Source organism: Wenyingzhuangia sp. IMCC45574 (assembly GCF_054182685.1).
Window position 1 is genome coordinate 188,131 of sequence record NZ_CM135169.1, and the last position, 13,924, is coordinate 202,054.

At 32.6% G+C, this 13,924-nt stretch carries 15 protein-coding genes and 1 tRNA gene; 3 read left to right on the top strand and 13 right to left on the bottom strand.

The genetic code is table 11. From position 1 onward, the window contains the following. Positions 1 to 8 precede the first annotated feature (8 nt). The 7 genes from ACXHHC_RS00945 to ACXHHC_RS00975 form a co-directional block, all read right to left on the bottom strand. On the bottom strand, positions 9 to 1,517 hold the full coding sequence (locus ACXHHC_RS00945; protein ID WP_458227777.1) for a RagB/SusD family nutrient uptake outer membrane protein: 1,509 nt from the start codon (positions 1,515 to 1,517) through the stop codon (positions 9 to 11). 46 nt (positions 1,518 to 1,563) lie between these two features. After that, a complete protein-coding gene (locus ACXHHC_RS00950; RefSeq protein WP_458227778.1) occupies positions 1,564 to 1,875 on the bottom strand; it encodes a hypothetical protein in 312 nt (103 codons plus the stop codon). A 237-nt stretch (positions 1,876 to 2,112) separates the two neighbouring features. Further along, positions 2,113 to 3,576 carry a magnesium chelatase gene (locus tag ACXHHC_RS00955; protein ID WP_458227779.1) on the bottom strand — a complete coding sequence of 488 codons (1,464 nt, stop codon included), beginning with the start codon at positions 3,574 to 3,576 and terminating at the stop codon, positions 2,113 to 2,115. Between the two features lie 4 nt (positions 3,577 to 3,580). Further along, on the bottom strand, positions 3,581 to 4,711 hold the full coding sequence (locus ACXHHC_RS00960) for a vWA domain-containing protein (protein ID WP_458227780.1): 1,131 nt from the start codon (positions 4,709 to 4,711) through the stop codon (positions 3,581 to 3,583). A 96-nt stretch (positions 4,712 to 4,807) separates the two neighbouring features. Further along, complete coding sequence (locus ACXHHC_RS00965) at positions 4,808 to 5,509, bottom strand: hypothetical protein (protein WP_458227781.1); 702 nt, start codon at positions 5,507 to 5,509, stop codon at positions 4,808 to 4,810. A 4-nt stretch (positions 5,510 to 5,513) separates the two neighbouring features. After that, positions 5,514 to 6,182: a M15 family metallopeptidase gene (locus tag ACXHHC_RS00970; RefSeq protein ID WP_458227782.1), complete on the bottom strand. Its 669-nt coding sequence runs from the start codon at positions 6,180 to 6,182 to the stop codon at positions 5,514 to 5,516. Between the two features lie 9 nt (positions 6,183 to 6,191). Next, positions 6,192 to 7,178, bottom strand: a complete 987-nt coding sequence (locus ACXHHC_RS00975) for a Gfo/Idh/MocA family protein (protein WP_458227783.1) — start codon at positions 7,176 to 7,178, stop codon at positions 6,192 to 6,194. 209 nt (positions 7,179 to 7,387) lie between these two features. On the opposite strand from ACXHHC_RS00975, the gene ACXHHC_RS00980 reads away from it, so the two are divergent. Next, a tRNA-Ser gene (locus tag ACXHHC_RS00980) sits at positions 7,388 to 7,471 on the top strand. Between the two features lie 232 nt (positions 7,472 to 7,703). Here the strand turns inward: ACXHHC_RS00980 and ACXHHC_RS00985 are convergent. Next, positions 7,704 to 8,054, bottom strand: coding sequence for a hypothetical protein (locus tag ACXHHC_RS00985; protein ID WP_458227784.1), 351 nt, complete (start codon positions 8,052 to 8,054; stop codon positions 7,704 to 7,706). Positions 8,055 to 8,202: 148 nt separating this feature from the next. Here ACXHHC_RS00985 and ACXHHC_RS00990 point away from each other — a divergent pair, with 148 nt between their 5' ends. Beyond that, entirely contained in the window at positions 8,203 to 8,535 is a 333-nt protein-coding gene (locus ACXHHC_RS00990; RefSeq protein WP_458227785.1) for a hypothetical protein, read from the top strand. A 23-nt stretch (positions 8,536 to 8,558) separates the two neighbouring features. On the opposite strand, the gene modA is transcribed toward ACXHHC_RS00990, so the two are convergent. From modA to ACXHHC_RS01010, 4 genes are read right to left on the bottom strand one after another with little or no spacing between them, the layout of a single operon-like run. Next, positions 8,559 to 9,293 (bottom strand): molybdate ABC transporter substrate-binding protein, encoded by a 735-nt coding sequence (gene modA, locus ACXHHC_RS00995; RefSeq protein WP_458227786.1) that lies wholly within the window; start codon positions 9,291 to 9,293, stop codon positions 8,559 to 8,561. Beyond that, positions 9,293 to 10,603, bottom strand: coding sequence for an alginate export family protein (locus ACXHHC_RS01000; RefSeq protein WP_458227787.1), 1,311 nt, complete (start codon positions 10,601 to 10,603; stop codon positions 9,293 to 9,295). The genes modA and ACXHHC_RS01000 overlap by 1 nt, the downstream gene beginning before the upstream one ends. 19 nt (positions 10,604 to 10,622) lie before the next feature. Beyond that, entirely contained in the window at positions 10,623 to 11,327 is a 705-nt protein-coding gene (locus tag ACXHHC_RS01005) for a ZIP family metal transporter (RefSeq protein WP_458227788.1), read from the bottom strand. Then, complete coding sequence (locus ACXHHC_RS01010) at positions 11,324 to 12,055, bottom strand: class I SAM-dependent methyltransferase (RefSeq protein ID WP_458227789.1); 732 nt, start codon at positions 12,053 to 12,055, stop codon at positions 11,324 to 11,326. The genes ACXHHC_RS01005 and ACXHHC_RS01010 overlap by 4 nt, the downstream gene beginning before the upstream one ends. 231 nt (positions 12,056 to 12,286) lie before the next feature. Here ACXHHC_RS01010 and ACXHHC_RS01015 point away from each other — a divergent pair, with 231 nt between their 5' ends. Beyond that, positions 12,287 to 13,456 (top strand): THUMP domain-containing class I SAM-dependent RNA methyltransferase, encoded by a 1,170-nt coding sequence (locus tag ACXHHC_RS01015; RefSeq protein ID WP_458227790.1) that lies wholly within the window; start codon positions 12,287 to 12,289, stop codon positions 13,454 to 13,456. A gap of 32 nt (positions 13,457 to 13,488) precedes the next feature. Here ACXHHC_RS01015 and ACXHHC_RS01020 read toward each other — a convergent pair whose 3' ends face one another. Beyond that, the gene (locus ACXHHC_RS01020; protein WP_458227791.1) at positions 13,489 to 13,887 is read right to left on the bottom strand and encodes a VOC family protein; all 399 of its coding nucleotides are present in this window, start codon (positions 13,885 to 13,887) and stop codon (positions 13,489 to 13,491) included. Between the last annotated feature and the right edge of the window lie 37 nt (positions 13,888 to 13,924).

The window sequence follows — 13,924 nt, forward strand, 5'->3', positions numbered from 1 at the left end:
AGAAAAGGTTAGTTATTATAGAAATACCAGTCTTTATAATCACGATGCGGAAAAAAGTAATTGTCTGGAGTTGTGGTACCAATTATTTGGTTGGTTTCTTTTACAGCATCGTTCGTGTCGTCAGAAATAATATCATTTCTATAATCATTATTTAAAAAGTTAGCAACCTGCTCTGTTCTAACCAAGTCGAACCAACGAAGATATTCACCCGCAAGTTCCCAACCTTTTTCTGTAAGAGCAATTTCTGCAAGATCTCCAGACGTTATATCTATGATGTTGTTTGGGGTATTTACAGGTAAAAAGTGAGCTCTACGCCTAACTTTATTTAAAGCTTCCCATGCTTCAGGTGTATCACTACCATTTCTGGCCGAAGCTTCTGCAAAAATAAGAAGCACTTCTGCATATCTCATTAGGAAATCATTTCTATTGGTATTGTGAACTCTAGGAATATCTCCATAACCAGTAATCTTGGCTATCACAAGGTTCGTCTGATTTAATTTTTTCCAATTTTTAGTGATACCATCTTTTATTTCAAAAGGGTCATCAACGGGAATATTTTCTATATAAGTAGCTTCTTTTCTATAACTGTCAGGAAAAGTTTCAAAAAATTTAATTTCTCCATAAGTTTCTCCCCATCCATTAAACTCTAAAGGAATACCAATTTTACTGGTTTTGTGATTCCCATTGGTTGCACAATCTAAGCAGTAGTCAATAGTAAAAACAGATTCTTCATTATAACGATAATTTATTTTCCACAGATTTTTAAAATCATCTAAGAGGTCAAATCCGTGGGAGTTGTGGTTGTCCATTACTTTTTTAGCACTGGTAGCTGCTAAATTGTATTTTGAAATATCTTTTACAGGAAAGCCTGCCCAGTCTAAATATAGTCTCGCTAAAAAAGCTCTGGCGGTACCACTATTTGGTTTAGTAGCACCTGGCGGTATATTAGGATATATTGCAGGTAAAAACTCTTCTGCTTTTAAAAAATCATTTTCTATTAACTGATAAACTTCGGTAGTACTAGAAAGAGGAAGTTCGCTATCTATTGTTTTGTCTAATTGTATAACTGCTTCTCCAAAATTTCTAATTAGGTGATGATATAAAAAGCCTCTAATAAAATAAGCTTCACCAAGCATCATTTTTAATTCAGAGGATGAGATGTCTTGCAACTCTTCACTATTTAAAATTATATTGTTTGCTTCTATAATACGCGCATAGCAACTTTTCCATGTGTGCTCTGGTCTAGCCATATTTTCGGTCAGTTCTCTACTATCGGTAGCTCTAAAATCTGCTTTAGCACTAAAAGCAGTTGTAGTAATGTCGTCTCCACCCCATGAAGCAATAAAAAAAGAAGTGAATTTAGTGTTTTGTCTAAGGTGGTAATACAGGCTATCAACAGCTGTAGTAAGGTCTTCTAAAGAGGTATAGGTGGGACGTTTTGTATTGTTATCGTTAGAACATGAATAAAAAAAAAGCGTTAAAGTGACTAGTAAGGCAATTTTATTTTTCGTTTTCATAATCTAACTAAAGCTTTTGTTTTGTTAAATATATGAAAATTAGGTGTTAAGAAGCAGACCTTAAAAATATTTTAAAAAACCAAGCAATGTTCTTTTTAGGTGTTTTTTCCTGATTAGAAATAGTAGGGGTAGGTAGGTAGGGGGAGGTGTTTTCTAATTGCATTTCTTCTTCCATTTCAAGCTGATTCTGTAATATAATAGTTGCTTTATTATAATTACTTTCCGACACAAAAAGTACGTATTGATGATTCACTTTTTGAATATCAACACAAATAGTACAATTTCTTTGTAATATGTTTTTTAGCTGAAATGCTTCTAAATTTGAAGCACAAGAGTGCAATTTTATGGGGGTATGCATATACTAAACAGTTGTCTTTAGATTAGAGGTCTACTTGGGGGCTCTTAACGGCTGCTAAGTTAAAATTAGTAATCATGTATGCTTTAAAAGGTAAGTTAAGATAGTTTTAAGAGTGTTAATTGGTAGCTTTTAAACTGATTAATTAAAGTGTTCGTTTTGTATAATTTAGTTGTAAATCATAAAAAAAAACAGCAACCGTTGAGTTGCTGTATATTAACCTTTCATTAAAAGATGTTATTATATTCCATCTATATAACTTTCAAAAGAATCTTTAAAGCCATATCCCTTTTCTAGTGCTACTTTGCTTAGCTTTTTATATTCAACTAAGGACCATAAAACAAATTCTTTAAAGAAGTAAATATCCTTAGAGTTTAACTCTGGTTGGTATTCTTTTAGAAGCTCGGCTAAAGGCTCTATATAGTTTAGTTGACGTTCGTATTCAGTATTCGTAAGATCGTTTCCTAATTCAAAATCGGTCCCTTCTAAAAACCATTGGATCAAGGCATCATAGGGTGTTGCTTCATTTTTCCTTGTTAATTTTTCTATAGCGGGGAAATAGTCATTAAAAAGCGTTTTAATAGCATTTTTTAATAAACTTTCTGCTACAGATGCGGCTCCTTCTTGTTCTCCTTCGTATACCAATTCAATTTTTCCATTAATGGCAGGAATTATTCCCATAAAGTCACTAAGTCTAACAGAGGTAATATTTTCACCACTAGTTAGCATTCTTAATTCTGCGGTGCTTAGCAAGTTTTCGTAAGCAGAAATACTTAAACGAGCACTCACTCCGCTTTTAACATCTACAAACTCACTTTCTCTAGCTTCAAAACCAATTTGTTCCAATAAATCTTTGGCCAATTCTGGTACATATATATTGTTGTTTTGTTCTTTTTCTAGTTTGGCTTCTTGTTGAGTAATAGTTTTGGAAATTTCTATACTATCAGGATAATGAGTAAGTATTTGAGAACCTATTCTATCTTTTAAAGGAGTAATAATACTACCTCTGTTGGTATAGTCTTCTGGATTGGCTGTAAAGACAAATTGCATGTCTAAATCAAAACGTAATTTAAAACCACGGATTTGTATATCACCTTCTTGTAAAATATTAAAAAGTGCTACTTGAATTCTTGCTTGTAAGTCGGGTAATTCGTTAATAACAAAAATACATCTATTGGCTCTAGGAATCATTCCGTAATGAATTACTCTATCATCTGCATAAGATAATTTTAAGTTAGCTGCTTTTATAGGGTCTATATCTCCAATAATATCAGCAACAGTAACATCTGGAGTGGCTAATTTTTCGGCAAAACGTTCAGAACGGTGTAACCATGTAATAGGAGTTTCATCTCCTTTTTCTGCAATTAAACCTATAGCAAAACGAGAAACAGGTTGTAACGGATCATCATTAATTTCCGATCCAGCAACTACAGGAATGTATTCGTCTAATAAATTTACCATCTGACGAGCTAAACGTGTTTTTGCTTGTCCTCTTAATCCTAATAGGTTAATGTTGTGTTTAGATAGTATGGCTCTTTCTAACTGAGGAATTACAGTATTCTCATATCCATGAACTCCAGAAAAAGTTTCTTTATGCTCTTTTTTTAATTGAATTAAATTAGATCTTAATTCTTCTTTAATCCCCTTGTAAGAATATCCTGCCGCTTTTAAAGCTCCTAAAGTTTTAATATTCGTATGTTCCATGTGATTATCCTCTAATTCGTTTTTTTCTATTTTGTTCGTAGTCTTCAAAAATCATTTCTCCCAAACCTTTCAATCCAGTATAGAAAGCTTTTCCTTGATTGGCTTCTGTAAACGCTTTTACAAATTGCATTAAGTAATGATCTTGGGCAATCATAAAAGTGGTGATAGGAATGTGAAGTTTTCTTGCCTGGTTGGCTTTATCGTAACATTTACTTACAATATGTTGATCTAATCCGTTACTGTTTTTATAGTACCTTCCATCTGGCAAACGCAAACAACTTGGTTTACCATCGGTTATCATAAATATTTGTTTGTTGGTGTTTTTCTTACGTCGTAATAAATCCATGGCCAATTCTAAACCAGCAACGGTATTGGTATGGAATGGACCTACTTGTAAGTAAGGAAGTTCTTGAATAGATATTCTCCATGCATCATTCCCAAATACTAAAATATCTAAAGTATCTTTAGGGTAACGCGTAGTAATCAATTCGGCTAATGCCATTGCGACTTTCTTTGCAGGGGTTATTCTATCTTCTCCATATAATATCATACTGTGACTAATGTCTATCATTAACACAGTGCTCATTTGCGATTTATGACTGGTTTCGTTTACAACTAAATCTTCTTCGTGCAATTGAAAACCATTGGCAACTCCGTTGTTAACCTGAGCGTTCTTAATGCTTTCGGTCATAGATACATTGTCTAAACCATCACCAAACTGATAAGCTCTTGTTTCTCCTGTGGTTTCATCGCCAACACCCATTTTTTTGGTACTGTGATTACCGGCACCAGATTTCTTAAGTTTTCCAAAAATTTGATCTAAGGCTCTTTGTCTAATAGCGCGTTCTGTCTTAGCAGTTATTCCAGTTCCAGAAGTTCCATCTGGCTTTGTGTGTTCCTGAATAAAGCCTTTTTCAAATAAATCGCGCTTAAAGTCTTCTAATGTGTATTCTGGAGTGGTTATTTCATAGGTTTTATCTAGTTGTTCTAACCAGTTTAAAGCTTCGTCTACATCTCCCGATGTGTGTGTAAGTAACTCTTTAAAAATATCTAAGAGCTTATCAAATACACTCAACTCAGGAGCTTCGTATTTAGAAAAAATAAATCCAAGATTTGCATTGTTTCTTGAGTTCATAGATAGTTAAATTTTATGAGTAACTAAGTTACAAGATTATTAATACAAAGCCTTAGTCGTAAAAAATATCTATTCTTTAAGAATGATTGTAAATAACTATAGCTGTTGAAATACGCTAGCTTTAATGGTGTTGTTTACTACTACATTTTTAGGTCCAAAATCACTCCTGTTAAAAGACAACCAAACCTTTCCTAATTTTTGATAATTATCCCATGGTTTTATGAATTTAGGCTCTTTATCGTCAAAGTTCTTAAAGAAAGCCCATTGCATAATTTTGTCTTCTTTTTTATCTACATACACTTCGTACTTGTTATTTGGAGTAACACCTACCTTGTTAAAGGTTAATTGCAATACATCTGCTTTATTACCATTCGGAAGTTTGTCTTTTCTTACGAATTCTAAGTTTACTCCTGGGTCTAATAATTTCCAAGGCATCGTTAACCAATAAGAATCGTTAATCCACCATCTTTTTCCTTTGTTTAACAACTTTTTAAGTTGTTTTGTATCGGTTACTTCTTGTTTGTTTAAGAAGGCTTTCCCTTTTAATGTATTAATGTTTACCAATACAACTAAGTTTTCTTTGGGAGCTTCTATACGAACGTTACCTGTCCATTTGTCCCATAACAATTTTCTTTTTCCAAAGTCCCATTGTATGTAATGTGTATTGTTCCAGTTCTCTTTGCCTCCCATACTTTCTTGTACTTTATGCGCAATTTTAATGGCTTTTTTGTCTTGTGCATTGCTAAGGCAAGAGAAGGTAATGCAAATAGTTAATAACAATAACTTTAGAGTTTTCATAATGTTAGTTTGATGTGATTTTAGAAAATGGGATGTTTTCAATTTTGTATTGTTTCCAGGTTTTATAATCAAAATGCCACCATTCATAAGGATAAACTTTAAATCCATGTGCTTCCATTTTACTGCGAAGTAAGTCTCTCATGGTTCGTTGTTTTTTTGTCCCTCCTTTGTAGTTTGGATAAGAACGAGAGGTCATTTCATCATATGCACTTGTCATCTCAATTTGTGTACCAGTCTGCAAATTAAAAAGAGTTAAATCTATGGCACAACCTCTATTGTGTCTAGAACCTTTTTTAGGGTTTGCAACAAAGTGTTTTTTGTCTTTAGGAGTTAAATCCCAAAACTTTTTGGTAATAGCCCAAGGTCTGTAGCCATCGAATATTTGTAAACCAAAGCCCATTTTTTTTAATTCCTTATGTACTGCTACCAAAGCTATTGCAGCAGGTTTTTGTAAGAATGCTTTAGCTTTTTTGTATACAGGTTTACCTACAAAATTATTAGAAGTAGCATAGCGAATGTCTAATTTAAAAGTAGGGTCTAATTGTGTAAGCTCTACCAATTCCGATTTTTTAAAATTTCCTTTTTCAACAGGTGGTAAAGTAGGAGTGTTGCTTTGCGATACAACAGAGGTACTTAATAATACAGCTATAAAAAGAGAGAGAGTTTTTATCATGGTAAAAGCTTATAAAAGTCCCGTAGTTTTTTCTAACCAATAATTTGTTTTAGTTCCCACACTTCCTGTGCTGTAGGTGTTTGTTGTTTCGTTTAGTAAATCTTCTACAATAGAAGCTATTAAAGGTTGTTGCACATGTTTTGGATATTCTATGTGGAATTTTTCCGATTTTCCTTTACTATTTGTAAACGTTATTGGGCTGTCATCAAAACAAGTCATTTTTAGAGCACCATCGCTTCCGTTTATAACCAATTCATCTTGTCTTTCTGGTACTCCTTGGTTAAAAGCCCAAAAACACGAACCAACGGTTCCATTTTTAAATATAACAGTAGCAGCTACCACATCACTAGCCTCGTAAATTTCGGATTGATTGGTGGCAAAACCATGAATGTATTCAATATCTCCAATTAAAAATTCCAATATATTTAGCTGATGAGAGCCTAAATCGTAGAAATATCCATCACCTGCCAATTCAGGGTCAACTCTCCAGTTTCTGTTATAGTAGTCATCGTCTCTTTTATCCAAAGGTTTGTTCATTTTCATTTGAACATTTAAGAGTTTTCCTAGTTTTCCATCATTTATTAGCTCTTTAGCTTTTAGGAAATTAGGGAGACATGTTCTGTAATAGGCAATAAATAAAGGAATGTTTTTGGCTTTAAATGCTTTTTCTATTTCTACACATTCATGATAATTTGTAGCCATTGGTTTTTCTATGTAACAAGCCTTCCTCGCTTTGGCTACTTTTAGGGCGTATTCTTTGTGGAATTTTGGAGGAGTTGCAATATATATAGCATTAATTTCTGGATGATTTATTATTGTATCAGCATCCGTTGTCCACTCATTTATTTTGTGCCTTTTAGCATAGTCTTCAGCTTTTTCGGCATCTCTACGCATAACAGCAATTATTTTAGAGTTAGAAATTTTATTCATAGCAGGGGCACTCTTTACTTCGCAAACATCTCCCACGCCAATGATTCCCCAGTTTACCTGTTTCATGTTATTGGTTATTTTAGTTTAGATAAAAATACAATATCTAATGGAAGAGCAAAAGACTAACAAAATATAGTTTTAAGAAAAAACTTGGAACATGATATCTGCTAAAAAAAGGATTTTTAAAAGAGGTTACAAATAGAATTGTATAAATGCTTTTAGGTGTTGCAGCTTATCAATAAATGTTGTTTATTTGCCCTTCTTTTTATGTACACAGTGAGGTGCCAGAGCGGTAATGGAGCAGCCTGGAAAGCTGTGGTCGAGAAATCGGCTCATGGGTTCGAATCCCATTCTCACTGCAAACAAGTATAAACACTTTAAAAAGGTAAGAAACAATAAGTTCGCTTTTTGTTTTTTACCTTTTTTCGTTTTCATGCATTTGTAAAATGCAGAGTATGGGCTGTTCGTTAGGGAATTCCATACTCGTTACTATTTCGTTAAAATTTTAGGTTTGGAAGTAGCTGTTTTTAACAATCCCTTTTCTGTTTTTAAAAAATAAATAAACTATAACTTCTTAAGAAACAGATCAAATTAATTGATAAGGTGTAAGTTGTAAATGGATAAATTATTCAATAAGACTTCCATTTGTAAATAGAATTTTCTCTTCTTAAGTTTAATAAATGAAGGTTTTGGCTGACTTGTACTCAAAGTGATTTTTTCTCTTTTAATAACTTTACTAAACAATACACTAGGTAAAAAATGTTGCTGATTTTGTAAAATAACCTTGGCTTTTCTAACGTGTGTTTTTTCTACAATGATGTAAATTTTTGATTTTTCTTTAACAATTTTTACAGGGATGCAAGTAATTCTCTGAATACTATTTTTTAAGTAGTACGCATCTAATTTAGTACTACAATTGAATAAAAGTGTAGGGTTTTTCATAATAATAGATCTTTTTCATAGCAATTTTTAAAACAATCTTTTTTACTATAAATATACGAATATTCAAAAGTTGTGAAATATGACTTTTGTCATATTTAGAGTTATTTTTTGTATATTAATTAAAAAAAAGCTGTAAAAATGAATAATTATGAGGTTGAATATCATTTGTGTTGTGTTAATTGTTTTTGCATATTCATGCAAATCAACCAATAAAACCATTAGTAGTTTAGATAACAACGAAAGTTTATTTAAACAAGCTATTGTGTTAGATAGTATTGGAAGTGAATATGAATACGCAAAAATAAAATGTAATTCTTGTCTGTTTTTGGGACAGTCTCTAGTTTTTAGAGGAAAAAAAACATTTGATATTTTAAAGTTTAGAAAAGAAAATGGAGAAGTAATCTCTTTTTATTTTGATGTTTCTAAGTTTTATGAAAATGAAGGGTTTAAAGTTGTGGTTGAAGAGACGAGCGAGTTTTAGAATTTTTTTTAGTCTTAAATGTTTTACTCACAACCATAATCCGCTAAGATTTTTTTTCCTTTAGGAGAGCGAATAAAATCGTAGAAGTATTTTGCTTTTTCTTTTTGAGCGTTTTTTAATATTACAATTCCTTGGTTTATTTCTGAATATAGAGAAACAGGCACCATTGTATAGTTTCCTGTTTTTTTAGCAGTAACAATAGATATAGAGGTAAAACCTACTTCTACAGATTTAGTACTGATAAATTGGTTTACTTGTGCAATACTTTCACCATAAACAAGTTTGTTTTTAACAGTTTCAGAATGATGAGCTAAAGCTTCTAAGGCCGATTTTCCATAAGGAGCTGTTTGCGGGTTTGCTAAAGCAATATGCTCTATATAGTCTTTTTCTAGGAGCTCTAAAGTTGGGATTATACTGTCTATGGCTGTCCATAGGACTAATTTTCCTGTAGCATATATTTTAGGTTCCGATGTGGTGAGTCCTTTGTGAAAAAGTTCGTAGGGGTACTTTAAATCAGCCGAAGCAAAAATGTCAAAAGGAGCTCCTGCTAAAATTTGAGCTGTTAATTTCCCCGATGAACTCACAACCAATTGGCATTTAATTCCGGTTTGGTTGGTGAATTCTTTGCATATATCTTCCATTGCAAACTGCATATTTGCAGCAGTGGCTATGGTAAGTTTTTTTTCTTTAGAAATGTTGCATGCAAAACACAAAACTAGAAAAAATAAAAGGCCTATATGCTTTAATTTAAGATTCACTATTTGTTGTGTATACTTAACAGTTTTGGAGTCCAGTTAACACTTACATAGGCAAACTGAGCCAATTGATCTGTGTTTCCATTTTCACCTGTTGGTAATACTTTCATACTTTCATTGGGGGTTAAAAATAAATAAGCGAACTCTATTTTAGTGTATGAATTTGGTTGATAGAATAAACGAATGTCGTTTTCCCAACCGTAAATTCTACTTTCTTTTTTGGTATCAACTTCTAAGGTTGTTGTAGCTCCCAATAGATGACTTTGCCAGTTTAATTTTAATTTGTTGTTAAGTTGAATGTCTTGAAAAAGGTACGGATTAAAAATTCCCTCATGTTCGTTGGTTCTAACAGTTCTTTGAGTAAAGTCCATTCCTCCATTATGTCTGTGAAAAGCACCATATTGTGCTAAAAAAGCTGTTGATTTTTCATCTGTGCTATTTCCATCTCCACTTAAAACTTGCGCTCCTAATTTTAGGGCATAATTATTACTTACATTTACGGCAATTTCTGGTTGTAGGTAATAAGCGTTATGCTGCTTACCATTCTCTATTTTTCCCCATTGGTAATAGCCCGAAAAGGTGAAGTCTATAGCATCTTTCTTATAAGTAATACGGCCACCGTTGGTATGCTTCCAATATCCCTTTTTATCGTTGGTTGTAGGGTCTGTGTACTCATCTGCAACGTTAATGGTAGTTAAACTAAAAGATTGGTTGATGTTGTAGTGTAAAAAATGAGTGATCATACCTCTGTAAAAGTCCCAATCTATTTCGTAATTGGTTCCAAATTCTTGCGCATTGTCTTGATTGTAAGCTAGAATTAAATCGGAATCTAAGTTTTTGTTATTGTTGTAAATAAATCGAACAGCATCGTGTTGACCACCTGCTTGTCTCCAGTTATTTTCTGCAAATAAACGTTGATCATCATATTTAATACGTTGCCTCCCTACACGTACAGAAATTTCTTCGGATATTTTAGGTTCTACGTAAAATTCATAAAACTGGGCTTTTCCATTTGCATCTCTTGTATCTGTATCTCCCCAAATGCGTATATCTTGTAGGGTAGTGTGGAATTTAAATTTATTATTTAAATTAAAATCCATGTTAATTCGGGCTCTATGAGAAGTAACAAAAGCACCGTCGTCATCATTACTAGGAATACTTCTATAGCCTCTTCTATACTCGGTTCTGGGTCTGTATTCTAGGCCCATATCAAAAGAAGAATTCTTATCAATAATAGAAGAAAAGTTCTGAGCTTTGGTAATATTTAAAAAGCTAAGAATTGCAATAAACGTTAGGGTGTATTGGTTATTCAAAATAGATTCTTTATTTAGTTTACAACAAGGCAACTGCCATTCCTAAAAGGATAGCTACAAATTTAGGGAAACTAAATTTGTGGTTTTTGGAACTTTCGAATAGAATTACAGTAGATATGTGTAAAAAGATACCAATTATGATTGCGGTAATGTAGTTTTGGTAATGATGGAAAAAGTGAATTTTAGAGGCTAGAAAACTTCCCAGTGGACTCATTAATGCAAATGCAGTCATAAAAAATATTACTTTCTTTAATTCGTATTTGTACTTTAAAAAGAAAGAAGTTAATACAATTCCTACAGGTATTTTATGAATAACAATAGCCCATAAAAAAGACCCTCCATGATCGTAACCTAAGGGAATACCCTCTGTAAATGCGTGTATTGACAAACTAATAAACAACATCCAAGGGAATTTTTTACTATCATCGTGAATATGCACATGTCCATGTTCTGCTCCTTTAGAAAAAGACTCTAGAATTAATTGAATAATGATTCCCAAAAGAATAAAAGCACCAATTAACTTTACGTTAATAGGTTCTTCTCCGTGTGTATGTGTAGCGTGTAATAAACCAAAAGATTCGGGTAGTAGGTGACTAATGGTCATAGACAATAAGTAGGCACCACTAAAAGAAAGCATCCATTGAATAAATTGCTTTTTTGGCTGTGTAATAGTTACAAACAAAACTCCTGATAGTACAGAAGCAATTAAAAATAGGTAGATCATTTGCTTAGAATCAAAATCAATCGGTCAGAACTTACTTCGTTAAAATCGTTTAAATGGTAGTCTCCAAAAATGTGTTTAATTTTTAGATTGGCTTGCTCACAATAGTTGGTGAACTTTTTTAAATCGATAGCTTTTACACGTTCCATAAAATGAAACTCTTTGTCTTGGTCTGTTAAATCTATTTCCTTGGTAATAAATCCGTTTGTAAGACTTCTTTTAATATCGAATTGTAAATTGTCTCTATCTACAGTCTCTTCTGTTACCAAGTTTGCAATTACTTTGTGTACATTCATGTAGTCTATAACGGCAACACCATTTTCTGGAATGGCATCTGCAATGTTTTGTAAGACTTTAATGTCTTCAGCATCATCATCAAAATATCCAAAACTGGTAAACATGTTAAACACAGCATCCACTTTTACTTTAAAAGGTTCGCGCATGTCCTGAACAATAAAGTTTAAGTCTTTGTTAGCGAATTGGTTGGCGTATGTAATGCTGTTTTCCGATAAATCTGCTCCAATGACCTTATATCCTAAAGAGTTTAAGAAAATGGAATGCCTTCCTTTACCACATGCCAAGTCTAGAATAGTTCGTTCTTTAGGAAGTTCTAAAAACGAGGTAAGGTTTTCTATGAATACTTTTGCTTCTTCGTGATTTCTATGCTTGTAGAGTATATGATAGTAATGGGTATTAAACCATTCGCTAAACCAAGTTTTAGATTGTTCCATTGGAAATTTTTTGAAAGGCAAATTTAATTAATTTATTCTTTAGTAGTTTTATTTAAAAGACATTACAAAAAACTACTTTTGTATTCTTAAAATCTGATGTGTTAAATTAGGAATGCGTTCTGTTGGTTCTAGTAATTTTATGGAAATAAACGGAAGTCTCTTAATGCTTAAGAGCATGGAGAACGGTAACGGATTCTAGTTAAAATACGATAGCATTTAAATTAAGAAACTATGCAAGATAATTTTAAAATGGTAGCCATTACCTTACAGGGGCTAGAGGAGGTGTTGTCTAACGAATTAAAACAGTTGGGAGCACAAGATGTAAAAGTAGGTGTGCGTATGGTAGAGTTTGTTGGAGATGAGGGGTTTATGTACAAAGCCAATTTGTTTCTAAGAACAGCTATTAGAATTTTAAAACCAATTGTAAAGTTTAAAATCCGTAACGAAGATGATTTATATAAAAACTTATTAAAAATTCGTTGGGAAAAATATTTATCAGTTGATGGTACTTTTGCTACTAAAGGAACAAGTCAGTTTAATGGATTAACGAATAATACACATTATTTAGCGTTAAGAACCAAAGATGGTATTGCAGATTATTTTAAAGATAAATACGGTAGAAGACCCAGTGTAGATGTTAAACATCCAGACTTAAAAGTGAACATGCATGTAGATAGAAATGGAGTATGTTCTGTTTCTTTAGACAGTTCTGGAGATTCTTTACATAAAAGAGGTTACCGTTTAGATACCAATTTAGCTCCAATAAATGAGGTGTTAGCAGCTGGTTTGGTATTGTTATCTGGGTACACGGGAGATCAGAATTTTATAGATCCTATGTGTGGTTCTGCAACTATATTGATAGAAGCAGCTATGATAGCTTGTAATGTTCCTGCAAATATCAACAGAAAAGAGTTTGCTTTTGAAAAGTGGAAAGATTATAACGAAGAATTGTTTTTTAAAATACACGATTCGTTGATTAATAGAATTGCAAGTCCTAAGCATAAATTAATGGGCTTTGATAAAGCTCCTTCAGCAGTTAGAAAAGCAAATGACAATATTGCAAATGCAAATTTAGATGACTTTGTAAAAGTACATCATGTTAACTTTTTCAATTCAACTAAGGAAGTACACGGACCTACTACAGTATTGTTTAATCCACCGTATGGTGAACGATTAAAGTTAGATGATATTCAAGGTTTCTACAGAAATATAGGGGATACTCTAAAACATCAATACCCAAATACAGAAGCTTGGTTCATCACATCGGATATAGAAGCATTAAAGCATGTTGGACTTAGAACGAGTCGTAGAATTGCTATTAAAAATGGGGACTTAGATTGTAAGTTTGTAAAATATGAAATCTACGAAGGAAGTAAAAAAGCAAAAAAGAATGATTATTAATCATTCTTTTTTGCTTTGTATTGTTATGATGTTTAAACCTCTTTGTCTAAAAGTAAAGGAGTGGCTCTTTTGCACAATTGTATAGCAACACCCCAAGGATCTTGTAACATTACCAAATGAGAACCATCTTCTAGAATAGTATCGTAATACAAAGTTGCACCAGCTTCTATCAAACGATCTCTGTCTTTATCTATGGTTTCTGTAACAAAGGCCAAATGAACAATTAGAGGATTCAGTTCTTTATAGTTAGGAATATCTGCCGTTTCATGACGATATATTTCTATCATTACCCTTCCGCTATTATCCGCTAAAAAGGTCATAAAAGGGGCTTTTTTTTCTTGAAGAGTTATTTTCATTCCTAAATTCGCTACATACCACTCTGCCATTTCTACTGGCTCTGGTACATTAATTGCAAAATGTTCTAGTTTCATGTTCTAATTTGTTTGGTTGCAAAAATAGACAATTAGA